Genomic DNA, 24,607 nt, shown 5'->3' with positions numbered 1-24,607 from the left:
CGGCACAGCGTTCGAGACCTGTGCTGCACCTGTGGGAGCGGGCGTGCCCGCGAAGCAGGTGTCGCGTTTATTCGATGAAGCTGACCACACCACCTTCCAGCGACTTCACCCGGGCCAGCGATTCAACGCGGTAACCCTGGCTGTCCAGTTCGGCACGGCCGCCCTGGAACGACTTCTCGATCACGATACCCAGGCCCGCCACGGTGGCACCTGCCTGCTTGATGATCGAGATCAGCGCTTGGGAGGCTTTGCCGTTGGCCAGGAAGTCATCGATCACCAGCACGCGGTCGCTGCTGTTGAGGTGACGCGGCGAAATGGCCACGGTGTTCTCGGTCTGTTTGGTGAAGGAATATACCGAGGCGGTCAGCAGGTTTTCGGTCAGGGTCAGCGACTGGTGCTTGCGAGCGAAGATGACCGGCACACCCAGTTTCAGGCCGGTCATCACCGCTGGGGCAATGCCCGAGGCTTCGATGGTGACGATCTTGGTCACGCCGGCATCGGCGAACAGGCGGGCAAACTCGTCACCGATCAGCTGCATCAGCGCCGGATCGATCTGGTGGTTGAGAAACGCGTCGACTTTGAGAACCTGATCGGAAAGCACGATGCCTTCTTCGCGAATCTTCTGATGCAGTGCTTCCACTGTGATTTCCTCGATGTAACAAAGGTGGCCGCTGGAGGCGGCAAAGTTAAAGAGTAATGGTTGATCAGCGTTTGAGCATTGCCCGGATATCGGCCAGGGCGTTGTTGCCGCGAGCGGCCTTCACCTCGACCGGCGCATCGTCCAGGCCCTCCCAGGCCAGGTCGTCCGGTGGCAGTTCGTCAAGGAACCGGCTGGGCGTGCAGTCGATGATTTCACCGTACTGCTTGCGCTTGGCGGCGAAGGTGAAGGCCAGGGTCTGGCGCGCGCGGGTGATACCCACGTAGGCCAGGCGGCGTTCCTCTTCGATGGTGTCGGCCTCGATGCTGGAGCGGTGCGGGAGGATTTCCTCTTCCATGCCCATGATGAACACGTAGGGGAATTCCAGGCCCTTGGAGGCATGCAGGGTCATCATCTGCACGCCCTCGGCGTTCTCTTCCTCTTCCTGCTGGCGCTCGAGCATGTCGCGCAGCACCAGCTTGCCGATGGCGTCCTCGATGGTCATGTCACCCTCTTCGTCCTTCTCGAGGGTGTTCTTCAGCGCTTCGACCAGGAACCAGACGTTGCTGATGCGGAACTCGGCAGCTTTGTCGCTGGCGGTCTGCTGGCGGATCCAGTTCTCGTAGTCGATGTCGCGGATCATCTCGTGCAGTGCGGCAATCGGGTCTTCCAGGGCAACCTTGTGGCGCACCCCGTCCAGCCAGTGCTTGAAACGCTGCAAGCGCTCGGTGTAGCGCGCGTCCAGGTGCTCGCCCAGGCCCAGCTCTTCGCTGGCGGCGTACATCGAAATGCCGCGCTCGGTGGCGTAGTTGCCGAGCTTTTCCAGGGTGGTGGAGCCGATCTCGCGGCGCGGCACGTTGATTACCCGCAGGTAGGCGTTGTCGTCGTCCGGGTTCACCAGCAGGCGCAGGTAGGCCATCAGGTCCTTGACCTCCTGGCGGCCGAAGAAGCTGTTACCGCCCGACAGGCGATACGGCACCTGGTGGTGCTGCAACTTCAGTTCGATCAGCTTGGCCTGGTAGTTGCCGCGGTAAAGGATGGCAAAGTCGCTGTACGGGCGGTTGGTGCGCAGGTGCAAGGTGAGGATTTCCATGGCCACGCGTTCGGCCTCGGCTTCCTCGTTCTTGCAGCGGATCACGCGGATCTCGTCGCCCACGCCCATTTCGCTCCACAGCTGCTTTTCGAACGCATGCGGATTGTTGGCGATCAACACGTTGGCGCAGCGCAGGATGCGGCTGGTGGAACGGTAGTTCTGTTCGAGCATGACGATCTTCAGGGAGGGGTAGTCCTCCTTGAGCAGCATCAGGTTCTCGGGGCGCGCACCACGCCAGGCGTAGATCGACTGGTCGTCGTCGCCCACCACGGTAAACTGGTTGCGCATGCCGATCAGCATTTTCACCAGCAGGTACTGGCTGGCGTTGGTGTCCTGGTATTCGTCCACCAGCAGGTAACGCACGCGGTTCTGCCAGCGCTCCAGCACCTCGGGGTGCTCCTGGAACAGCTTGACCGGCTGCAGGATCAGGTCGTCGAAGTCCACCGCGTTGAACGCCTTGAGCGTGCGCTGATAGTGGGTGTAGACGATGGCGGCGGTCTGCTCGCGCGGGTTGCGCGCCTTTTCCAGGGCTTCTGGCGGCAGGACCAGGTCGTTCTTCCAGGCACCGATCATGTTCTTGATCTCGTCGATGCCGTCGTCGCCGGAGTATTCCTTCTGCATGATGTCCGACAGCAACGCCTTGATGTCGGACTCGTCGAAGATCGAGAAACCCGGCTTATAGCCCAGGCGCTCGTGTTCCTTGCGGATGATGTTCAGGCCCAGGTTGTGGAACGTACACACGGTCAGGCCACGGCCTTCCCCCGGGCGCAGCAAGGTGGCGACCCGCTCCTTCATCTCGCGCGCAGCCTTGTTGGTGAAGGTCATCGCCACGATGTACTGGGCGCGGATGCCGCAGTTCTGGATGAGGTGGGCAATCTTGCGCGTGATCACGCTGGTCTTGCCCGAACCTGCACCGGCGAGCACCAAAAGAGGGCCGCCGACATAGTCACGGGCTTCCTGCTGCCGGGGATTGAGTCGGGACATGCTAGAAACCGGGGGTCGCCAGAAAATAGCCGCGCATTCTAACAGGCATGGGGCCGTTGTGGCGCGACCGTCTGACGTCTGAGTCAGACTTTTGTCCGTCTAATTATTAGTGTCACTAATGCTAGTAGCTGAAAAAATCATATTTGCCGGTTTGATTCGTTTCGCGCAGGATGCACGACAAAATACGTCGGAATGCTACGATCGAAAAAACATGCATAAAAGTGAAAATCATTTTCATTGAATGCAGTAGCATGCCCGCCAGATCTCGTTGCACCGTCAAGCCCTAAGGAGCCCGCTTGTCCACGCCTGTCGAACCTCTGCGTTTGCTGCTGTTGGCCGATGAGCCGGAATGGGCTGCCTCGTTGCACGCGTGCATGCCTGCACTGGGTGGCAGCGCCGTGCTATTGACTGCGCCAAACTGGGAGGCGGTCGACAGCCTGTTCAGCCATGATCGTCAGGCCGTCGTGCTGGCAACACCCGCCTTGCAGCCCGCCCCCGGGCGTTGCGAGCTGCCGACTATTCTGCTGCTTGAACACGAGCCTGAGGCAGCGCCCAGCGCTGTCAGTGACTGGCTGGTGCGCGACCAGCTCAACGCCGATACCCTGCGCCGCTCACTGCGCCATGTGCGAGAGCGAGGGGTGCTGGTCGCCACCTTGCAGCGCCTTGCCGAGCAGGACCCGCTGACCGGCATCGCCAACCGCCAGGGCTTCCAGGCTTTGCTCAATGCACGCCTGGCCGAAAACGAAGGCCGTGGTGTCGCGCTTGGCCACCTGGACCTGGACAACTTCCGCCACGTCAACGACGCCCTGGGCCACCAGAGCGGTGACCGGTTGATCCTGCAGGTGGTGGCACGGCTGAAGCATCAGCTGGAGGCGGGCGACCAGCTGGCACGTCTGGGTAGCGACGAGTTCGCCCTGCTGATCGACACCCGTCGCGATGCCAATCGCGCCGAATGGATTGCCGAGCGCATCGTCGAGGCCTTGGCAGAGCCCTACTGGATCGACGGCGAAAGCCTGCTGCTGGGCTGCAGCCTGGGCATTGCACATGCTCGCGCGCAGAGCGGCGCCGATCCGCTGATGTGGCACGCGCACATCGCCATGCGTCAGGCCAAGGGCAGCCAAGGCTGCACCTTCCATGTGTTCAACGAACGCATCAACCGCAACGCCCGCAGCCTTGCTGACCTGGAAAGCGAGTTGCGCCGCGCCCTGCGCCGCGACGAACTGGAGCTGCACTATCAGCCCCGCCTGAACCTGGCTGACGGGCGCATTGTTGGCCTGGAGGCGCTGGTGCGCTGGCGCCATGCCGAGCGCGGGCTGTTGCCACCCAGTGAGTTCGTGCCACTGGCCGAGCAGAGCGGCCTGATCGTGCCCTTGGGTTATTGGGTTATTTCCCGTGCCCTGCGTGACATGCAGGCATTGTGCGAGCGCGGCCTGGAACCGTTGCACATGGCGGTCAACCTGAGTTTTCGCCAATTCCAGGACAGCCAGCTACTGGCCACGTTGAGTCGCCTGATCCTCGAGCACGGTGTGGATGCCCGCTGGCTTGAGTTCGAGCTGACCGAGACGGCGGTGATGCGCCGCAACGAGGTGGTGCGCCAGACCATGGACGCGCTGGGTCGCCTGGGCGTGCGCTTCTCGCTCGATGATTTCGGCACCGGGTTTTCTTCGTTCGTGCACCTAAACAGCCTGCCGATCACCTTGCTCAAGGTGGACCGCAGCTTTGTTGCGGAAATGGAAATGCGCGAAGAGAACCGCAAGCTGGTACACGCCATGATTAACCTGGCGCACAACCTCAACCTCGAGGTGGTGGCCGAGGGTGTGGAGAGTGAAGAGCAGCTGACGTTGTTGCGCGGGTTTGGCTGCGACCAGGTGCAAGGCTTCCTGGTCAGCAGACCGCTACCGATAGGGGAATTGATGGCGTATTTGCTGCAGGCGCCTGGCCGCCAGTTGGAGGGTGTCCTTTAGGGCCTCTTCGCGGGCACGCCCGCTCCCACAGGGACCGCGCAATCCTGTGGGAGCGGGCGTGCCCGCGAAGAGGCCCGGAAGTCAGGCCGAAACAGCAGCTTCTGTACGAACCCCCGCCTTACCCAACAACCGTTTCATCCGCCACTCAAAGCCAAAGGTCAGCGCCACCGCCGCACATGCCAGCCCCAGCGCCAGCCCCCACCAGATCCCGACTGCACCACCGCCCAGCGTAAAGGTGAACAGCCAGGCACTCGGCGCCCCCACCAGCCAATAGCACACCAGCCCGATCAGGAAGGTGGTCTTGGCATCTTTCAACCCACGGATCGAGCCCATGGCAATCGTCTGCATGCCGTCGAACAGTTCGAACCACGCCGCCACCATCAACAACTGCACGGCCACCTGGAAGATCGCGGCAAAGGCCGGGTCATTACGGTCGATGAACAGGCCTACCAGTGCTTCGGGCAGCAGCAGGAACAGCGTGGCGAAGGCAAACATGATCATGGCCCCAAACCCGATGCCCACCCGCCCGGCGCTGCGCGCCGCCAGCAGGTTGCCAGCGCCGTAGTACAGGCCGACGCGCATGGTCACCGCATAGGACAAGCCAGTCGGCACCATGAATGCCGTGGACACGATCTGCAGGGCAATCTGGTGCGCCGCCAGTTCGGTGCTGCCCAGCACGCCCATGCACAGCGCGGCGAAGGCGAACAGGCCCACTTCCACCATGTAGGTACCGCCAATCGGCAGGCCCAGCCGCCACAGCTCGCGCAGGGCCGCCAGTGATGGGCGTGACAGGCCCTTGCGCAGCGGGTAGGCGGTATAGGCCGGATGCCAGCGGATATACAACGCCAAGGCAGTGGCCATGCCCATCGACACCACTGCGGTGACCAGACCGATACCCATCAGGCCCAGCTTGGGCAAGCCGAACATGCCTTCGATCAGTGCCACGTTGAACAGGTAGTTGAGCACCGTGCCGAACAAACTGATGACCATCACCGGGGTCGAGCGACCCAGCGCGCTGGTGAAGCCACGCAAGGCCATGAAGGTCAGATAACCGGGCAGGGCCAGTGGCAGCAGGGTGAGAAATTCGGCGGCCGAGGCCACGTTCTCGGGCTTCTGCCCGAAAAGCAGCAGCACAGGTTCAAGATTCCACAGCACCAGCGCAGCGAACAGCGCCAAGGCCCAGGCCAGCCACAGGCCGTTCTGCGCCAGTCGGGTGGCGCCTTCGATGTCGTTGGCACCCTTGCGAATGGCCACCAGCGTGCCGACGGCGGCGATCACGCCCAGGCAGAAGATCGATACGAACGAATAGCTGGCTGCCCCCAGGCCACCACCCGCCAAAGCCTGAGGGCTGATGCGGGCCATCATCAGGGTGTCGGTCAGCACCATCAGCATGTGCGCCAACTGCGAGGCAATCAGCGGCCCGGCCAGGCGCAGCAAAGCCTTGAGTTCTGTGGTGGGCGCGACGTGCATGGGGGCAGTCCTTCATTCTGGGGTGATCAACGAAGGGCGATTCTGAGGCTTTGGTCAACTTTGCACAAAAGGATAAATGCGATAGTTGGCATGAGTTGAACTCATGTATATAGGTTTCTCGGGGATTTGCCTCACACGCCCATATTGCAGGTGCCTCATGCCACGCCAGCTACCACCGCTGTATGCCTTGCGCGCATTCGAAGCTGCCGCGCGGCTAAGTTCTTTCACCCGTGCAGGCGAAGAGCTGTCCATCACCCAAAGCGCCATCAGCCGGCATATCCGTACGCTGGAGGAGCATTTTGCCTGTCGCCTGTTCGTGCGCAGTGGCCGCAGCCTGCAACTTACCGAAGCGGGGCGGGTACTGCTGCCGGGCGTGCGCGAGGGCTTCGCGGCGTTTGAGCGGGCCTGTGAAACCTTGTGTGGTGAAGACGACATACTGCGCATGAAAGCCCCCTCGACCCTGACCATGCGCTGGTTGCTGGCGTGCCTTAGCCGCTTTCGGCATCTGCAGCCGGGCAATGAAGTGCAGCTGACCAGCGCCTGGATGGATGTCGACCATGTGGATTTCAACCAGGAGCCATTCGATTGCGCGGTGTTGCTCAGCGACGGGGTATTCCCGCCGGAGTGGGAGGTGCGCAAGCTGTTCCCTGAGCTACTGATCCCGGTCGGCGCGCCGGACCTGCTCGACGAGGAGCCCTGGGATGTTTGCAGGCTGGCCTCTGTCGAACTGCTGCACCCCACGGTGGACAAGCGTGACTGGCGGGAATGGCTGGAGCGGATGGGGCTTGGCGACCAGGTGTCGCTCAAGGGCGGCCAGGTGTTCGATACCCTGGAGCTGGGCATGATTGCCGCGGCGCGTGGCTACGGGATATCCATGGGCGACCTGCTGATGGTGGCCGAAGATGTGGCGCAGAAGCGCTTGAGCCTGCCATGGCCGACGGCGGTGCCCAGCGGCATGGATTACTACCTGGTGTGGCCGCGCACCCGGCGAGGCGGCGAGCGGTTGCGGCGGTTGAGTGCGTTCCTGGAAGGCGAGGTGGCGGCAATGGATTTGCCGGATGTGGAAATCCTGCCGCGTCTTTGATCACCTGCACCGGCCTCTTCGCGGGCTCGCCCGCTCCCACAGGTCGTATGCCCTGTACCTGTGGGAGCGGGCGAGCCCGCGAAGAGGCCGGTACAGATTTACATCGAACCCAGGTTCAACGCCTGTGCACAGGCCTGCAGCGACCGGCGCTCGCTTTGCGCATACAGCGCCAGCTCATCCTGTACCTGCAACCCCAGCGCCGCTTCGAACGCTTCGCGGTTGGCGTTGCTGCCGTATTCGGCCTGCGCATCGTCGCCCAGGTTGGATTGGAAGATCCCCGCCGCACTCACCGGCAGGAAGTCCTCGTACACCAGCGCCTCGAAGTGCACGTGGCCCGCGTCGATCAAGCCTTGCAGGGTGGTCGGGCGGCCTTCCTGGTCGCGTGCGGCCAGGCCTTTCTCGGTGGCGAAGTAGCGGAAATATGCGAGGCCCTGTTCGCGCATTTGCGCCAGGTCATCCGGGAACTCGGCAAAGTTTGCCTGTAGCAGCGCCATGTAACGCTCGGCATTGGCTTCGGCCGGAGCGCCACCCAGCGCAACGCGGGTAGCGTCGAGCAACTTGTCGTAAAGCTGGCGACCTTTCGGCGTCAGCGCCGCGCCGCGTTGCTCGATTTCGCCAAAGCGTGCGGTGTGGCTGCCTTCGCGGCCTTGTTGGTCGCGGAAGGCGACCGTTTCCTGCAGGGCCTTGAAGCTGGTCTGGCGCAGCAGGATCGGGTGGCGGCGGGTGGGCGGGCCTTCAACCACGGCCTTCGGCGGGATGCCCTTGGCAGGCATGCCGAGCTGGATTGCATCGATATCCAGGGTACGCGGGGTCAGGTGGTTGATGTGCGGGCCCTTGAAGGCCACCACATCGGCGATCAGGCGGTGTTGGTCGTGCAGCTGCTGGTATTGCTCGGCCGTGACGGTAGCGTCCTGGTGCCAGCGGAAGGTGTGCAGCGCTTCCTGCACGAACGTCTCTGCATCCGCGGCGTCAAGGCCACCCTCGCGCTCACACTGGGCGATCAGTTCGAGGGCGCGGGAGGTGAAGATCTGGCGCTTGGCCAGGATGCTCTGTGCCAGCTCGCGCAACTGCGGGTTGTCGATCAGCTCCAGGCGCAGCAGCGAGGTGAACACACGGAACGGGCTGACATGCAGCGATTGCTCGTGCACCGCGCGAAAGGCAGTGGAATGCACCGGTACGCCAGCGGAGCTGAGGTCATAATAGCCGACCGGTTGCATGCCCATGACGGCGAACAGGCGGGCGATGGTGGCCAGTTCTTCGGCGGTGCCGACGCGGATGGCGCCGTGACGTTCCTGGTCCAGGCGCTCGATTTCGCCGGTCCAGCGCAGGGCCTCTGCCACTTCGGGTTGCTGGGCCATCACCTGCTGGTTGATTTCGCTCACCAGCTCCAGCAGCGTGCCGTACAGCGGCACTTCCTGTTTGTACATGAGCGACATGGCGGCAGAGAACTGCGCGCGGATGCTGTCTGGGCTGACGAAATCGTTGGCGGGCATCGCTAGCTTCCTGGTTGGGTTCGGACGCTTACATGAAAGCTGGGAATGCACTTTGCTCACAAGCGAAAAAAAGTGAGTGTGTCATTCCTTTTTTGATCGACCTCGACGGCCCTTTCCCGGCTAAAGCCGCGCCTACGCGGTCCCCGTAGGAGCGGCTTTAGCCGCGAAGAGGCCGTCAAACCTGCAACTGCTCGCCAATCCATTCCACCAGCGCCCGCACCTTTGGCACCTCTGCCGCATGCTCGGCATACGCCAGGTAATGCGCTCCGGCACTGCGCATTGCATGGTTCCACGGCACCACCAGGCTACCGTCGGCCAGTTCCTTCGCCGCCAGGTAGCGCGGCACCAGCGCTACCCCGCACCCGGCCTGTGCTGCACTCAACGCCATATAGAACGTATCGAAGCGCGGCCCGTGGTAAGCGCTGACGCTCTGCAGGTCCTGCTCCAGGAACCACTCATGCCAGGCCTCCGGGCGCGAGGTGCTTTGCAGCAGCACCAGCTCGGCCAGCTCCTCGGCACCGGCCAGCTTGCGCCCGGCCAGCAGCTCTGGCGCACACACCGGCACCACCTCCTCGCGAAACAACTCCACGCAAGTGGCCCCCGGCCAGGTGCCCTGGCCATAGAAGAACACCACGTCAGCCGAGCCTTGCAGCAGGGCGAACGGCTCCATCTCGTTGCGAATGTCCAGGTGGATATTGCCGTGCCGTTTGCCAAACCCCTTGAGGTGCGGGATCAACCAGCGCACGCCAAAACTCGGTTGAGTGGCTACCTTCAATATCTCGGTCTGCTCGCCGTAGGTGAGCACATAGCGGCTGGACATATCCACCTGGGTCAGGATTTTGTTGACCTCGGCCAGGTACAGGCTGCCGGCCGGGGTCAGCTGCAAGCGCCGGCGGATGCGCAGGAACAGGTGGTGGCGCAGCATGTCTTCCAGCTGCGCCACCTGCTTGCTGACCGCGCTCTGGGTCAGGTGCAGTTCTTCGGCGGCACGGGTAAAACTCAGATGGCGGGCTGCAGCTTCAAAGCACTGCAGGGCGGTCATGGAGGGTACCAGGCGTTTTGACATAGCGGTCTCTGCGGCTCAAATCATTACCTGACGGAATGATATGCGGAATAAAGGTCGTTTGTTGTACCTATGTGATCGGATTAATACTGATCCACATCATTTTTCCACCCCATCACCGATGTAGGAGATGCACAAATGGTTGCTGGATTGCTCGAGCGCCTTGGCGTTGCCGCCGAGGCTTACACCCAGGGCGACTACCCTGTTCACACGCCGATCGACGGCAGCCAGATCGCCTCGGTGAAACTGCTCGGCAAGGCCGAGACCATCGCCCGCATCGATCAGGCCCAGAGCGCCTTCGAAGCCTGGCGCAGTGTGCCGGCTCCGCGCCGTGGCGAACTGGTGCGCCTGTTCGGCGAAGTGCTGCGTGAGCACAAGGCCGACCTCGGCGAGCTGGTCTCGATCGAAGCCGGCAAGATCACCCAGGAAGGCCTGGGTGAAGTGCAGGAAATGATCGACATCTGCGACTTCGCCGTTGGCCTGTCGCGCCAGCTGTACGGCCTGACCATCGCTTCCGAGCGCCCGGGCCACCACATGCGTGAAACCTGGCACCCGCTGGGTGTGGTCGGCGTGATCAGCGCCTTCAACTTCCCGGTTGCCGTGTGGGCCTGGAACACCGCCCTGGCCCTGGTGGCCGGCAACTCGGTGGTATGGAAACCGTCCGAGAAGACTCCGCTGACCGCCCTGGCCTGCCAGGCGTTGTTCGAAAAAGCCCTGAAAGCCTTCGGCGATGCTCCGGCTGGCTTGGCACAACTGGTGATCGGCGGCCGTGAAGCTGGCGAAGCCATGGTCGACGACCCGCGCGTACCGCTGGTCAGCGCCACCGGCAGCACCCGCATGGGTCGCGAAGTCGGCCCACGCGTTGCTGCCCGCTTCGGCCGCAGCATCCTGGAACTGGGCGGCAACAACGCCATGATCCTGGCCCCGAGCGCCGACCTGGACCTGGCCGTGCGCGGCATCCTGTTCTCGGCTGTCGGCACTGCCGGCCAGCGTTGCACCACCCTGCGCCGCCTGATCGTGCACCGTTCGATCAAGGACGAAGTGGTTGCCCGCGTCAAAGCCGCCTACGGCAAAGTGCGCATCGGCGACCCACGTAAAGACAACCTGGTCGGCCCGCTGATCGACAAGCAGTCGTTCGACGCCATGCAGGGCGCACTGGCCAAGGCCCGCGACGAAGGTGGCCAGGTATTCGGTGGCGAGCGTCAGCTGGCCGACCAGTACCCGAACGCCTACTACGTTTCGCCAGCCATTGCTGAAATGCCGGCGCAAAGTGACGTGGTGCGCCACGAAACCTTCGCACCGATCCTGTACGTGCTGGCCTACGACGACTTCGAGGAGGCCCTGCGCCTGAACAACGAAGTGCCACAAGGTCTGTCGTCGTGCATTTTCACCACCGACATCCGTGAAGCCGAGCGCTTCCAGAGCGCCTCGGGCAGCGACTGCGGCATCGCCAACGTCAACATCGGTACCAGCGGCGCCGAGATTGGTGGTGCGTTTGGTGGCGAGAAGGAAACCGGCGGTGGCCGTGAGTCGGGCTCGGATGCCTGGAAAGGCTACATGCGTCGCCAGACCAACACCGTGAACTACTCGCGCGAGCTGCCGCTGGCGCAGGGTATCGTGTTCGACTGATGTATTGATGCTGCATGGCCGGGGGCCTGGCCCCCGGTTCGCGCGTAGACCCGCTCCTACAGGGTTCGTCCAAGCGACACCGACCCCTGTAGGAGCGGGTTTACCCGCGAAAGGGCCGCCCTGCGGCCCCAACAAGAACAAATTGCTGGAGCCGGCCATGTCCGAACTGCGTCAACAATGCTTGTGGGAACACGTCAGCAAACCGACCGTCGCCGCCCAGGCCCTGGCCGGTGAGCACAAGGCCGATGTCTGTGTGATCGGCGGCGGTATTACCGGCCTGTCGGCGGCCATCCACCTGCTCGAACAGGGCAAGTCGGTGATCGTGCTGGAGGCCTGGAAGATCGGCCACGGTGGCTCCGGGCGCAACGTCGGCCTGGTCAACGCCGGCACGTGGATCCGCCCCGACGACGTCGAGGCCACCCTTGGCCAGAAGCAGGGTAGCCGCCTGAACAAGGTGCTTGGCGAAGCCCCGGCTGAAGTGTTCGCCATGATCGAGCGCCTCGGCATCGACTGCCAGGCCCAGCACAAAGGCACGCTGCACATGGCGCACAACGCCACCGGTATCGCCGACCTCGAAGCGCGTCACGAACAATGGCGCCGCCGAGGTGCCGACGTCGAGCTGCTGACCGGTGCCCAGTGCCAGGAATACTGCGGTACCGACAAGATTTCCGCTGCGCTGCTTGATCGCCGTGCTGGCACCATCAACCCCATGGGCTACACCCAGGGCCTGGCGGCTGCTGTAACGCGCCTGGGCGGCAAGATTTTCCAGCAGTCTTCGGTCGAAGGCCTGGAGCGTGAAGGTGATGGCTGGCGAGTGAAGACTGCGCGTGGCGCTGTGCGCGCCGAAAAGGTGGTGATTTCCACCGGCGCCTACACCGAAGGTGACTGGAGCAACCTGCAGAAGCAGTTCTTCCGCGGTTATTACTATCAGGTAGCCTCCAAACCGCTGCAGGGCATCGCAGCCGACAAGGTACTGCCACATGGCCAAGGTTCGTGGGATACCCGCACCGTGCTCAGCAGCATCCGCCGCGACGATCAGGGCCGCCTGCTGCTCGGCAGCCTGGGCCGGGTCGACAACAAGCCAGCCTGGTTCGTGCGCAGCTGGGCCGATCGCATCCAGAGCCACTATTACCCGGAGCTGGGCAAGGTCGAGTGGGAAATGCACTGGACCGGCTGCATCGACTTCACCCCTGACCACCTGATGCGCCTGTTCGAGCCGGCGCCTGGGTTGGTGGCGGTGACTGGGTACAACGGGCGGGGTAACACGACCGGCACCGTGATTGGCCGGGCGTTTGCCGAGTTCCTGCTCAAGGGCGAGGCGGACAGCCTGCCGATTCCGTTTTCGCCGATGAGCGGTGTGAGCGCGCCTTCGCTGCGGACAGCGTTCTATGAGTCCGGTTTTTCGCTGTACCACGCGGGGCAGTGCCTGAGGGTTGTGTTGTAAGTACTGGCCTCTTCGCGGGTAAACCCGCTCCTACAGGTTCACCACAGCCCTCTCAGGCGGTGCACTACTTGTAGGAGCGGGTTTACCCGCGAAGAGGCCGGCACAGGCTCACTTGTGCAACCAACTCAGGAAGCCACCCTTCTTGATTGAAGCCGGCTTCTGCAACAACAACGACTCCCGGCTCTGCCGCCGGAACCGCTGCAATTTGCTCAACGCCGTCTGCACTTCGCCACGCTGCTGCAAACAGCTCTTCACCTGTTCCTTGTCGATCCGGTACAGCACGCAACTGGTCAGCGTGCGGAATTCGGCCAGCGAATCTTCTTCGTCGATGATCCCCTCGATCCCCAGCACCTCACCCGGCCCCATGCGTCCGGCTTCCAACAGTTTGTCTCCTTCGCGCACCGAGGCCGATACCACACCGCTGCCAATCACCAGCAGATGATCGGAATGCTCGCCCACCCCCAGGATCACCTGGTCCGCCAGGTACTCGACTGCAGTCATGCGCTGGCTCAACGCATCGCGCTCTTCGTCACTCAGCGAGCGGAACACTCGCACCTCATCCAGCACCTCGCGCTGGCGGCTGCGCGGCGGCACGGCCAGGTCGACGTTCCACATCACCCCGCTGGCCTCCAGGTGCCGGTGCGCCAGGTCGAACAGCTGGTTACGTGCATCGCCCTTGGCGCCCGCATCGGCCACGAAGCCGCTGGCCTCGTACTCCACCGACTCCAGAGTCGAGGCCTTTACCGTCACCTTCGGCTTCGGGGTTGCAAGGATGGCACTGACGCCCTGCAAGGCTTTTTCCAGCGCATCGAACACGCGCTTGGGCCGCACCTTGGCCGGGACCACCACGCTGATCGATACCCCGTGCACATCGGCCGGGCGACTGTGGTTGAGCAGCCGCGCCTTGGCCGCTACCGAGTTGGGGATCACCGCCAGGCTGCCGGTTCCGGTCAGCAGGCGCGTGGCGCGCCAGTCGATATCCAGGACCTTGCCTTCGGTGCCGTCGATGGAGATTGAGTCGCCAATCTGATAGGGCCGCGTGGTGTTCAGCACGATGCCGCTGAAGACGTCAGCCAGTGTGCTCTGCAGCGCCAGGCCGATGACGATGGCCATTACCCCGGAGGTGGCCAGCAGGCCCTTTACCGGCAGTTGCAGCACGTAGCCTGCGGCCGCGACCACGGCGGCGAGGAAGATCAACGCCCCCAGCACATCCTGCAGCAAGCGCCCGCCATGGCTGCCACGGGCCACCAGCAACAGGCCGAATACCACGGTTACCGTGCGCGCACCGAACAGCCACCAGCCGATGGCCAATACCGTGGCCATCAGGTTGCGCGAGACATCGTCGGGCCACGGCGGTGGTTGCAGCGGGCTCATGCCAGCGGCCATCAGCACTGAGCTGAACAGCAGGAAGATCACCAGGCGCGCGCTGATGCGCCAGGCATGGCGCTGAATGGGGATCAGTTGCCAAAGCACGAGGTCGAGCAGGATCAAGGCGCAACCGAGCAACAACGGGGACGACTGGATGAACGCCAGCATGGTGATCTCGGGGGTGAGGGGAGGGCTGTGGGTAGTAATAGAGCAGGTTTGCCAGGCAGGCAATGCAAGCCTGTGCTGGCCCCTTCGCGACTTGCCCGTTCCCACAGGTAAAGCGCTGGTTTTGAATCTTGTGCGATCCCTGTGGGAACGGGCGTGCCCGCGAAGAGGCCAGCAAAACCAACGCCAATCTATCGTTCCTAAAACAGAACGCTAAAGGCAAAAACCACTATCTACCGCTCCAAAGGTGGTGGTTTTAATCTTCTCCCATCAACGCGAAACACCCAACTTACTGAACATCAAAACCCTTAGGAGCTACCCCCATGACCCACTTCAAATACAACCGCCTGAACAAAGACGACGCCGCTGTACTGCTGGTTGACCACCAGGCGGGCCTGCTGTCCCTGGTGCGGGACATCGAGCCGGACGCGTTCAAGAACAACGTGCTGGCCCTGGCCGACCTGGCCAAGTTCTTCAACCTGCCGACCATTCTTACCACCAGCTTCGAGCAAGGCCCCAACGGCCCACTGGTGCCAGAACTGAAAGCCCTGTTCCCGGACGCCCCGTACATTGCCCGCCCTGGCCAGATCAACGCCTGGGACAACGAAGACTTCGTCAAGGCAGTGAAGGCCACTGGCAAGAAGCAACTGATCATCGCCGGCGTTGTGACTGAAGTGTGCGTAGCTTTCCCGGCCCTGTCGGCCCTGGAAGAAGAGTTCGACGTGTTCGTGGTCACTGATGCCTCCGGTACCTTCAACGCCATGACCCGCGACGCCGCCCACGACCGCATGAGCCAGGCAGGTGCGCAACTGATGACCTGGTTCGGCGTGGCCTGTGAGCTGCACCGCGACTGGCGCAACGACATCGAAGGCCTGGCCGCGCTGTGCTCCAACCACATCCCGGACTACCGCAACCTGATGACCAGCTACAACGCCTTCAACGCCAACAAGTAAGCCCAATCGCCGCGGGCACCGCCAATCGGTGCCCGCCCAGGGCAGCACACCTATCCAATCCAGCGCCCGTCCGCCGTTGCACAGTGGATGCGGGCAAGCTCATCCCAAGGAACGCCGATGAACACCGCACTCCATGACAACCGCGAAGTGGTGACCGTATGCCTGCAACACAAGGTGCTTGATGGCTCCCCGGGCACCCCGGCAGCGCAACCGCCGCGCTGGAAGCAGGCACTGCTGACCTACCTGGTGATCTGCCCGATGACCATGGTCATCCCGCAACTGCTGGCGCCGCTGTTTGCGCGCTTCCCGCAGCTGGGCGGCGTGATTACCGGCAACCTGATCGTCAACCTGTTCGTCATCCTGCCCGTGGTGTTCTACATCATGCCTTGGGTAACCCGCCGCTGCGCCAACTGGCTGCGCGGCTGAGCCGACGCCTTCATCTCGACACTTTCAAGGAGATACCGCTATGAGCACGTTCGTTACCCGCGATGGCACTTCGATCTATTTCAAGGACTGGGGCAGCGGCAAGCCCGTGCTGTTCAGCCACGGCTGGCCGCTGGATGCCGACATGTGGGATTCGCAGATGGAGTTCCTGGCCAGCCGCGGTTACCGCGCCATCGCCTTCGACCGCCGGGGTTTCGGCCGCTCGAGCCAGCCGTGGAACGGTTACGACTACGACACCTTCGCCGATGACATTGCCCAGTTGATCGAGCACCTCGACCTGCGCGACGTCACCCTGGTGGGCTTCTCGATGGGGGGCGGTGATGTCAGCCGCTATATCGCCCGCCACGGCAGCGAGCGGGTGGCCGGGCTGGTGTTGCTGGGCGCGGTGACGCCAGTGTTCGGCAAGCGTGACGATAACCCTGACGGTGTCGACCTGTCGGTGTTCGAGGGCATCCGGGCCGGCCTGCGTGCCGACCGCGCGCAGTTCATCGCCGATTTCGCCACGCCGTTCTACGGCCTGAACCATGGGCAGCAGGTGTCCCAGGGTGTGCAGACGCAGACCCTGAACATTGCGCTGATGGCGTCCATCAAAGGCACCCTGGATTGTGTGACGGCCTTCTCGGAGACCGATTTCCGTCCGGACATGGCCAAGGTCGATGTGCCGACGTTGGTGATCCATGGCGATGACGACCAGATTGTGCCGTTCGAGACCACTGGCAAGCAGGCGGCGGAGCTGATTCGTGGCGCCGAGCTGAAGGTGTATGCCGGGGCGCCGCACGGTTTTGCAGTGACTCATGCGCAGCAGCTGAATGAGGACTTGCTGGCGTTCCTTCAGCGGTAATTGTGGGAAACATTCGCGGGTAAACCCGCTCCTACAGACGTTGTAGGAGCGGGTTTACCCGCGAAGAGGCCGGCCCAGGCAGCAAAAAGCTTGACCAGGGCTAACCTTCTTCAACCCACCGCACATCCATTCAAGCCCAGGCCTTGCATCAACCGGCATGCTTCGCAGTCCCCCTGCCGGCCCCTAGTCGGAGAAGCCCATGTCCCAGGATCGCAACGACAAGACCCGTCGCCAGTTCCTCGCCACCAGCACTGTGCTTGGTGCCGCTGGCGCACTCTGGTCCGCATTGCCTTTTACCGGCCAAGCCGGTTCCGCTCACGCATCCACGCAAGGAGGTTCCATGACCGCCGACCTGATTCTGTTCAACGGCAAACTGCACACCGTTGACCGAGAAAAGCCCACCGCGACCGCCGTCGCCATCAAGGACGGCCGCTTCATCGCCGTGGGCAGCGACGCCGAGGCCATGGCCCACAAGGGTGCCGCCTCGCAGATCATCGACCTCAAGCAGCGCACGGTGATCCCGGGCCTCAATGACTCGCACCTGCACCTGATCCGTGGCGGTCTGAACTACAACCTCGAGCTGCGTTGGGAAGGGGTACCGTCAGTGGCCGATGCCCTGCGCATGCTCAAGGACCAGGCTGCGCGCACGCCTACCCCGCAGTGGGTGCGCGTGGTCGGTGGCTGGAACGAATACCAGTTCGCCGAAAAGCGCATGCCCACCCTGGAGGAAATCAACCAGGCCGCACCCGACACCCCGGTGTTCCTGCTGCACCTGTACGACCGCGCGTTGCTCAACCGCGCCGCGCTCAAGGCCGTCGGCTACACCAAGGAAACGCCGAACCCGCCAGGTGGCGAGATCCAGCGCGACAAGTTCGGCAACCCCACCGGCATGCTGATCGCCCGCCCTAACGCGATGATCCTCTACGCCACGCTGGCCAAGGGGCCTAAGCTGCCGCTGGAGTATCAGGTCAACTCCACTCGCCAGTTCATGCGTGAACTCAACCGGCTGGGCCTGACCAGCGCCATCGACGCCGGCGGCGGCTACCAGAACTTCCCCGACGACTACTCCGTGATCCAGGAGCTGGCCGACAACGATCAATTGACCGTACGCATCGCCTACAACCTGTTCACCCAGAAGCCCAAGGAAGAACTGGACGACTTCAAGAAGTGGACCTCCAGCGTCAAGCTGCACAGCGGTACCGACTTCTTGCGCCACAATGGCGCGGGCGAAATGCTGGTGTTCTCTGCCGCCGACTTCGAGGACTTCCTCGAGCCGCGCCCGGACCTGCCGCAGACCATGGAAGAAGAACTGGAGCCGGTGGTGCGCCACCTGGTCGAGCAGCGCTGGCCATTCCGCCTGCACGCCACCTACAACGAATCGATCACGCGCATGCTCGACGTGTTCGAGAAGGTCAACCGCGACATTCCATTCAACGGCCTGCCCTGGTTCTTCGACCACGCCGAAACCATCACCCCGCAGAACATCGAGCGCGTGCGTGCGCTGGGCGGTGGTATTGCCATCCAGGACCGCATGGCCTTCCAGGGTGAGTACTTCGTCGACCGCTACGGCGCCAAGGCCGCCGAGCAGACCCCGCCGATCAAACGCATGCTCGAGATGGGCGTGCCGGTTGGCGCGGGTACCGATGCCACTCGGGTGTCCAGCTACAACCCATGGACCTCACTGTACTGGCTGGTCAGCGGCAAGACGGTCGGTGGCATGGAGCTGTACCCGGAAGGCCTGAGCCGTGACACCGCGCTGCAACTGTTCACCCAGGGCAGCGCCTGGTTCTCCAGTGAGCAAGGCAAGAAAGGCCAGATCAAGGTGGGCCAGCTGGCTGACCTGGCAGCATTGTCGCTGGACTTCTTCAGTGTCGATGAAGAGGCGATCAAGGGCATCGAGTCGGTGCTGACCATCGTTGATGGCAAGGTGGTGTACGGTGCTGGCGAGTTCGACAAGTTTGGCCCACCGCAGGTGCCGGTGCTGCCGGAGTGGTCGCCGGTGACCAAGGTGCCTGGGCACTGGCGTGTCGGTACGCCATCGTTGGCAGCCGCGGTGCACCAGTGCAGCGGGCCTTGTGGTGTGCATGCGCACAGCCACGAAAAGGCGCGGCATTCGAGCGTGCCGGTAAATGACTTCCAGGGCTTCTGGGGTGCGCTGGGCTGTTCGTGCTTCGCTTTCTAAGCTGAGCTGATGTGACGAACGGGGGCCAATAACTGGCCCCTTTCTTGTGTCTTCAGTGCCGGCCCTTTCGCGGGTAAACCCGCTCCTACAACGGCCTGTTTCCAACGTCCGGTGTGTGTCTACCGCAGATCTGTGTAGGAGCGGGTTCACCCGCGAATGGGCCGTAAGGGCCGGCATCAATGGTGTGCCTTATGCTCCCCACCAGCCAATAGATGCCGAATCCGCACCTCAACCCCATCGGTCTGCAGCATCCTGACCCGCGCCTCGATCTTCAGTTCACCACGGGTCACCCGGTGGTGATGTCGCAGATGCTCCAGCCACGATTCCTCGAAGAAGAACTCCAGCCACAACGCCGGATCAGCACTGTCCCGCATCAACCCCCACGACAATGCGCCATTGCGCTTGCGCATCGCTTCCAGCTCCCGCGCCGCCTGCTGGAAGGCCTCGGCCTTGGTGGGGGCGATGTGGTACTCGACGGTGACCATCACCGGTCCGGCTTCCTTGTCCATGTCATCGCTCAACACCGGCACCGGCCAATGCAGCGACGGCGTCAGCTCTTCTGCCTCGGTTTCCGGCAGCGCCACCTTGCAGGTCAGCAAGGTACCCAGCGCCAGGCCGCCTGCGGCCACCAGCAGGCTGAAGGTGAGCGTTGCATGGCTGGCCAGCGTGCCCCACAGCAGGCCACCACAGGCCATGGCGCCGAAGAAAATCAGAATGTATACCGACAAAGCCCGCGCCCGTACCCAGGCTGGCACCGAAGTCTGTGCAGCCACTTGCAGGTTGGACAGCACCGCGATCCACGCCGCGCCACTGAGCAGCATCGCGGGCAGCAGCGCATAGAAATTGCGCACCAACGCCAGGGCCAGCAGGAACAGGGCATACAACAGGCTGGCCAGTAACACCAGCCGGTCACGGCTGATGCGCTCGCGCAGGCGCGGCAGCAAGGTGGCACCCGCCACTGCGCCAATACCGATGGCCGCCAGCAGCAGGCCGAAGTCCGCTGCGGTGCCGCGCATCTCGCCACGCACGATCAGCGGCAGCAGCGAAGTACCGGCGCTGGCGCAGAAAAAGAACGCCAACGCGCGTAGCATCACGGCCTGCAAAGGCTTGGCGCTGCGGGCAAAGCGCAGCCCAGTGCGCATGGCGCCAACGAAGCGTTCGGCCGGCAGCAGTGGTTCCTTCACCTCGCGCTTCCACAGGAACAACACCAGGATCACACCCGCGAACGAGATGGCATTCAGGGCAAAGGTCAGCCACGGGCCGACCATGCTCACCACCACCCCCGCCAGTGCCGGGCCGATGGCCCGTGACACGTTGATGCCGACACTGGAGAGCGCCACCGCGTTGGCCAGGTCCTCCTTGCGCACCAGTTCCGGTGTCAGTGCGCTCCACGCCGGCATCATCAGCGCTGTACCAATGCCCAGTGCCAGGGTCAGCACCAGCAGCGAGGTGACGTTCATCATCCCGAGCAAGGTCAGGGCCGCCAGCACAACCGCTACGCAAGACATCCACAGCTGCACCAGCAACAGGTAGCGGCGTTTGTCGACGATGTCCGCCGCTGCGCCAGCCGGCAGGGCCAGGAAGAACATCGGCAGCGAGCCGGCTACCTGGATCAACGCCACGTGCAGCGGGCTGGCCGACAGCGTGGTCATCAGCCAGCCGGCGCCCACCTCGTGCATCCAGGTGCCGATGTTGGAGGCGATGGTGGCGATCCACAGCATGCGGAAGGTGGTGTTACGCAACGGGCTCCAGGCACCTGAAGGTGATGTGCTCATGTCAGAAGCTGCCTTTGAGTGGGTATTCGATGATCAGGTAGATGCGGTCGATATCATCGCCCGCCTGGGCCTGGTTGGCGCGGTGGCTGACGTGGGAGAACGACAGGCTCAGGTCCTTGGCTGCCCCCGACTGCACCACGTATTTCAGGTCGATGTCGCGTTCCCAGTGCTTGCCGCCGTCGCCGTACTGGTTCACATAGGCGCCGCCCGCAGGCGCATGGCTGCCGTCGATGCCGCGGCCGCTGACATAGCGGCACATCAGGCTCAGGCCAGGTGCACCGAGGGTGGCGAAGTTCAGGTCATAGCGCAGTTGCCACGAGTGCTCGCCAGGGCCGTTGAAGTCGGCGTACTTGATCGCGTTGGCCAGGTAGATGGAGTCGCCGCCGACGAAGTCGAACGGGGTGTCGCCCTCGACCTTCTGGTAGGCCACGCTCAGCGCCTGGGCGCCGAAGCTGTACTTGGCCAGCAGGCTGTAAGCGAGGGTGTCGATCGCCCCGGCGCTGGCGTTGCCGGTATCGCGGGTTTTGTACAGGTTGCCGTCCAGGCGCCAGTTGCCTTGGGCCAGGTTCAGGTTGAGGTAGGCCTGGCGCCAGGTGTTTTCCAGTTGCCCGGCATACAGTGCGGCGCCGAACGGCCCGTTGGGTGCGAAGGTGGCACCGGCCAGGCTGATGGCCCGGTTGTGGGTGGTCGCGCCGTAGCCGCTGAAGTCGTCGTGGGTGGAGCTGTTGTCCTGGTTGTTGAAGGCAGTGAAACGCCCGGCCTGCAGGCGCCAGTCGGGCTGGTCGGTGTTTTCCACCCACCAGCCGGTGGCGTATTCCGGGTGCAGGCGTTTGTCACCGGTGTCGAACACCGGGGTTTCCACCATCATCTCGCCATAGCGCAGTTGGGTGTTGCCTAACTGCATTTTGAGCGCGGCACCGGCGCTGGAGTACTCGGACTCGGCGCGGCCATCGCTGTCGCGTGGCAGCAGGCCGGTGCCGCTATGGCCGCGGCCGCCGTCGAGCTTGAGGCCAAGAAAGCCATGGGCATCGATGCCGACGCCGACAGTGCCTTCGGTGAAACCGGAACGCACCTCGCCGATGAAGCCTTGGGCCCATTCCTGGCGATAGTTCTGGCCGCTGCCGGAGGGCGAGCGGAAGTCACTGTGCAGGAAATAGTTGCGGCTGAGCAGCGACCAGCCGGGCGCTTCGGCGTGGCTCAGCGCCGGCCAGAGGGCGAGGGTGGCGAGCAGGGCGCGGCCTGGTCCGTGTGTGGCGCGGATCATGGGGAGCTCCGGGGGATGATCCGGGACTGTGGAGCAAGGATAGGCCAGGGGTCTTGTAAGGGTGTGCTGGGGGAGCGGTTTACCTGTGCCGGCCTTTTCGCGGGCGCGCGCGTTCCCACGGGTTTGCCACTGGCCCCGAGCCTTGTGCAATACCTGTGGGAGCGGGCATGCCCGCGAAGAGGGCGGCTCAGCCAGCCAGGCACTCAAGCCATGTCGCTGATGGCGAACTCCTCAGCCAGATGATCGATCAGCGCCCGCACCGAAGGCAGCAACCCACGTCGCGATGGAAAGATCGCATGCACGATGCCGCAACGCGGGTGCCAGTCCGGAATCAGCTCAACCAGACGTCCCGCCGCCAGGTCCTCACGCACCGCCACCCGCGGCAAGTGCGCGATCCCCACTCCGGCCACCACGAAATGGCGCAGGGCAAACAGGTCGTCAGTCACCATGCGTGGTGTATGCGGGATGACGATGCTGCGGCTGTTGTCCTCACCCTGGAACAGTTCCCACTGGTACTCGCGCTGTGCACTGCCCCAATGCACGCTGGGTAGTGTGCCCAGCAGCTGTGGGTCAAACCCTTTGGGCAGTTGCGCCAGGTATTGAGGCTGGCCGACCAGGCACTGGGTGCTGTTGCTCAGCACCTTCATCACCATGTCAGTGTTCTCCAGCGGCGGAAAGCGCACCCGCAGAGCGATGTCGAAGCCCTCGTGCAACAGGTCGACACGGCGGTTGGTACTTTCGATGAACAGCTCCACCTGCGGGTACTTGAGCATGTAGCGGGTCAGCATCGGCCCGACCCAGGAGTTGAGCAGGGTGGTCGGGCAACTGATGCGCACCAGGCCGCGCGGTTCGCTGCGGTTGCGCTCGATGATTTCCGCCGCGCCCTCGGCTTCCACGCGCATGGCCAGGCAGCGGTTGTAATAGGCCTGGCCGATTTCGGTCAGCGAGCAGTGGCGGCTGGTGCGGTTCAACAGCCGCACACCCAGGCGGTCTTCAAGGTCGGCGATTCGCCGGCTGAGTTTTGACTTGGGCATGTCCAGCGCCCGCCCGGCCGGGGCGAAGCCGCCATGTTCGACGACCTGGGTGAAGTAGTAGAGGGAGTTGAGGTCTTCCAATGATCGGTCTCCGGGTATTGGGTTGCCTGTACCGGCCTCTTCGCTCGTAGGAGCGGCTTTAGCCGCGAAGAGGCCGACACAGCCCCTACAAATCCATCGTTCATAAATCAGAACGCTAAAGCCAGATTCTGCTAACTACCGCCGCAAAGGTGATGATTTTAATCTGTGCCCATCAACGCGAAACACCCCGGATTGCTGAAAAGTTCATAACCCTTAGGAGCACAGACCATGAGCAAATTCACCTACAACCGCCTGAACAAAGACGACGCTGCCGTACTGCTGGTTGACCACCAGGCTGGCCTGCTGTCGCTGGTGCGCGATATCGAGCCAGACAAGTTCAAGAACAACGTGCTGGCGCTGGCTGACCTGGCCAAGTTCTTCAACCTGCCGACCATCCTCACCACCAGCTTCGAGCAAGGCCCCAACGGCCCGCTGGTGCCGGAACTGAAAGCCCTGTTCCCGGATGCGCCGTACATTGCCCGCCCTGGCCAGATCAACGCCTGGGACAACGAGGATTTCGTCAAGGCGGTGAAGGCGACCGGCAAGAAGCAGCTGATCATTGCAGGTGTTGTGACCGAGGTTTGCGTGGCGTTCCCGGCGCTGTCGGCCTTGGAGGAAGAATTTGAGGTGTTCGTGGTGACCGATGCTTCCGGCACCTTCAATGAAATGACCCGTGATGCCGCGCATGACCGCATGAGCCAGGCGGGTGCCCAACTGATGACCTGGTTCGGCGTGGCCTGCGAGCTGCACCGCGACTGGCGCAACGATGTCGAAGGGCTGGCTGCACTTTGCTCCAACCACATTCCGGATTATCGCAACCTGATGACCAGCTATAACGCGCTGACTGCGGGTAAGTAATCAACCACCAGCAACGTGCACAAAGGCCGGCTCTCTCTGTAGGGAGCCGGTTTTTTTGTTGCGCTTTGTTCCAGTCGTTGACCTGTATTGGCGGCATTGTTAGCGTTTCACCCGAGCGCGAAGCCAGTTGTCATTCAGCGGCAGTAACTGGATCAGGAACCCCATCGATGGCTGAATCATCAGTGTAGGGTGAGACCTCCACACCCCGGCTTGAGGTGTGCATATGAATATCGAGCATCTGATGGGCCACTGGAAACAGTGGCCCTTTTCTGTGGTTGGTACTGACACCCGTGTCGACGAGGACTCTGTGGGAGCGGGTTCACCCGCGAAGAGGCCGATACAGGCGACTCAGTTCATGGGCTGTGACTCAATCCCATCCAGCAATGCCTCAACCAACCCTTCTGCCATTTCGAGTGCGTTCAGGTTGCTCCAGAACAGGCTCTTGCCTGTGTCATCCAGATGCTCCAAGGCTTTGTAGCCACAGTCGTAGGCACCGCGCAGGTATTGGGCGACATGCACCAGGGCATCGTGGGTCGAGACGCCTGGGTTCACGGTGAATAATGGGGGATGGCCGGCATCGCAGCGGCTGAAAGAGCGTTGTGTGGTGTTGGGGAGGGGTGGATCGGGGACGATTCTTTTCATGGCAATTCCTTCTCCAGGATTGAACTGCAACCACCCGTTTCCACGCAGAAGGCGGCAGTTGTGCGCGGGGTGGAAAACCGGTGAGAAGGCAAGCCGGTAGGCCAAACGGCCTCACGCGCACAACTGCCATAACGGCAGC

The 24,607-nt window shown here is 63.0% G+C and carries 19 protein-coding genes; 9 read left to right on the top strand and 10 right to left on the bottom strand.

What is annotated here, in order from left to right:
- Positions 1-67: 67 nt before the first annotated feature.
- Both LU682_RS28680 and rep read right to left on the bottom strand, forming a co-directional pair.
- Positions 68-640 carry a xanthine phosphoribosyltransferase gene (locus LU682_RS28680; protein WP_003253535.1) on the bottom strand — a complete coding sequence of 191 codons (573 nt, stop codon included), beginning with the start codon at positions 638-640 and terminating at the stop codon, positions 68-70.
- Between the two features lie 64 nt (positions 641-704).
- Positions 705-2,714 (bottom strand): DNA helicase Rep, encoded by a 2,010-nt coding sequence (gene rep, locus LU682_RS28675; protein ID WP_003253537.1) that lies wholly within the window; start codon positions 2,712-2,714, stop codon positions 705-707.
- Between the two features lie 296 nt (positions 2,715-3,010).
- Between rep and LU682_RS28670 the strand changes: the two genes are divergently transcribed.
- The gene (locus LU682_RS28670; RefSeq protein WP_010955776.1) at positions 3,011-4,678 is read left to right on the top strand and encodes a putative bifunctional diguanylate cyclase/phosphodiesterase; all 1,668 of its coding nucleotides are present in this window, start codon (positions 3,011-3,013) and stop codon (positions 4,676-4,678) included.
- A gap of 81 nt (positions 4,679-4,759) precedes the next feature.
- On the opposite strand, the gene LU682_RS28665 is transcribed toward LU682_RS28670, so the two are convergent.
- On the bottom strand, positions 4,760-6,148 hold the full coding sequence (locus LU682_RS28665; protein WP_010955775.1) for a NorM family multidrug efflux MATE transporter: 1,389 nt from the start codon (positions 6,146-6,148) through the stop codon (positions 4,760-4,762).
- A gap of 157 nt (positions 6,149-6,305) precedes the next feature.
- On the opposite strand from LU682_RS28665, the gene LU682_RS28660 reads away from it, so the two are divergent.
- Complete coding sequence (locus tag LU682_RS28660) at positions 6,306-7,232, top strand: LysR substrate-binding domain-containing protein (protein WP_010955774.1); 927 nt, start codon at positions 6,306-6,308, stop codon at positions 7,230-7,232.
- A gap of 98 nt (positions 7,233-7,330) precedes the next feature.
- Here LU682_RS28660 and hglS read toward each other — a convergent pair whose 3' ends face one another.
- Complete coding sequence (gene hglS / locus LU682_RS28655) at positions 7,331-8,725, bottom strand: 2-oxoadipate dioxygenase/decarboxylase HglS (protein WP_010955773.1); 1,395 nt, start codon at positions 8,723-8,725, stop codon at positions 7,331-7,333.
- Positions 8,726-8,900: 175 nt separating this feature from the next.
- Entirely contained in the window at positions 8,901-9,791 is an 891-nt protein-coding gene (locus LU682_RS28650; RefSeq protein ID WP_010955772.1) for a LysR family transcriptional regulator, read from the bottom strand.
- Positions 9,792-9,926: 135 nt separating this feature from the next.
- Here LU682_RS28650 and amaB point away from each other — a divergent pair, with 135 nt between their 5' ends.
- Together amaB and amaA are read left to right on the top strand one after the other, a co-directional pair.
- On the top strand, positions 9,927-11,417 hold the full coding sequence (amaB, locus tag LU682_RS28645; protein ID WP_003253547.1) for an L-piperidine-6-carboxylate dehydrogenase: 1,491 nt from the start codon (positions 9,927-9,929) through the stop codon (positions 11,415-11,417).
- Between the two features lie 157 nt (positions 11,418-11,574).
- Positions 11,575-12,861 carry an L-pipecolate oxidase gene (amaA, locus tag LU682_RS28640; RefSeq protein ID WP_010955771.1) on the top strand — a complete coding sequence of 429 codons (1,287 nt, stop codon included), beginning with the start codon at positions 11,575-11,577 and terminating at the stop codon, positions 12,859-12,861.
- A 108-nt stretch (positions 12,862-12,969) separates the two neighbouring features.
- Here the strand turns inward: amaA and LU682_RS28635 are convergent, their stop codons facing one another.
- Positions 12,970-14,397: a mechanosensitive ion channel family protein gene (locus tag LU682_RS28635; protein ID WP_010955770.1), complete on the bottom strand. Its 1,428-nt coding sequence runs from the start codon at positions 14,395-14,397 to the stop codon at positions 12,970-12,972.
- 320 nt (positions 14,398-14,717) lie between these two features.
- Here LU682_RS28635 and ycaC (LU682_RS28630) point away from each other — a divergent pair, with 320 nt between their 5' ends.
- From ycaC (LU682_RS28630) to LU682_RS28615, 4 genes are all read left to right on the top strand, one after another.
- A complete protein-coding gene (gene ycaC / locus LU682_RS28630; protein ID WP_003253552.1) occupies positions 14,718-15,347 on the top strand; it encodes an isochorismate family cysteine hydrolase YcaC in 630 nt (209 codons plus the stop codon).
- 117 nt (positions 15,348-15,464) lie between these two features.
- Positions 15,465-15,773 carry a putative antibiotic biosynthesis monooxygenase gene (locus LU682_RS28625; protein ID WP_020193757.1) on the top strand — a complete coding sequence of 103 codons (309 nt, stop codon included), beginning with the start codon at positions 15,465-15,467 and terminating at the stop codon, positions 15,771-15,773.
- 40 nt (positions 15,774-15,813) lie between these two features.
- Positions 15,814-16,632, top strand: a complete 819-nt coding sequence (locus LU682_RS28620) for an alpha/beta fold hydrolase (RefSeq protein ID WP_010955768.1) — start codon at positions 15,814-15,816, stop codon at positions 16,630-16,632.
- A 199-nt stretch (positions 16,633-16,831) separates the two neighbouring features.
- A complete protein-coding gene (locus LU682_RS28615; protein ID WP_010955767.1) occupies positions 16,832-18,814 on the top strand; it encodes an amidohydrolase in 1,983 nt (660 codons plus the stop codon).
- Positions 18,815-18,990: 176 nt separating this feature from the next.
- On the opposite strand, the gene LU682_RS28610 is transcribed toward LU682_RS28615, so the two are convergent.
- From LU682_RS28610 to LU682_RS28600, 3 genes are all read right to left on the bottom strand, one after another.
- Entirely contained in the window at positions 18,991-20,589 is a 1,599-nt protein-coding gene (locus LU682_RS28610; protein WP_010955766.1) for an MFS transporter, read from the bottom strand.
- A 1-nt stretch (position 20,590) separates the two neighbouring features.
- A complete protein-coding gene (locus LU682_RS28605; protein ID WP_232857501.1) occupies positions 20,591-21,853 on the bottom strand; it encodes an OprD family porin in 1,263 nt (420 codons plus the stop codon).
- 203 nt (positions 21,854-22,056) lie between these two features.
- Positions 22,057-22,968, bottom strand: a complete 912-nt coding sequence (locus LU682_RS28600) for a LysR substrate-binding domain-containing protein (protein ID WP_010955764.1) — start codon at positions 22,966-22,968, stop codon at positions 22,057-22,059.
- Positions 22,969-23,196: 228 nt separating this feature from the next.
- Between LU682_RS28600 and ycaC (LU682_RS28595) the strand changes: the two genes are divergently transcribed.
- Positions 23,197-23,826, top strand: a complete 630-nt coding sequence (ycaC, locus tag LU682_RS28595) for an isochorismate family cysteine hydrolase YcaC (protein WP_010955763.1) — start codon at positions 23,197-23,199, stop codon at positions 23,824-23,826.
- A gap of 348 nt (positions 23,827-24,174) precedes the next feature.
- On the opposite strand, the gene LU682_RS28590 is transcribed toward ycaC (LU682_RS28595), so the two are convergent.
- Positions 24,175-24,468 (bottom strand): hypothetical protein, encoded by a 294-nt coding sequence (locus LU682_RS28590; protein ID WP_049588352.1) that lies wholly within the window; start codon positions 24,466-24,468, stop codon positions 24,175-24,177.
- Positions 24,469-24,607: the final 139 nt, after the last annotated feature.

The sequence above is a fragment of the Pseudomonas alloputida genome (assembly GCF_021283545.2).
Classification (GTDB): Bacteria; Pseudomonadota; Gammaproteobacteria; order Pseudomonadales; family Pseudomonadaceae; genus Aquipseudomonas; species Aquipseudomonas alloputida.
The sequence above is the reverse complement of the archived record's forward strand: the minus strand, read 5'-3'. Positions and strand labels throughout refer to the sequence as shown.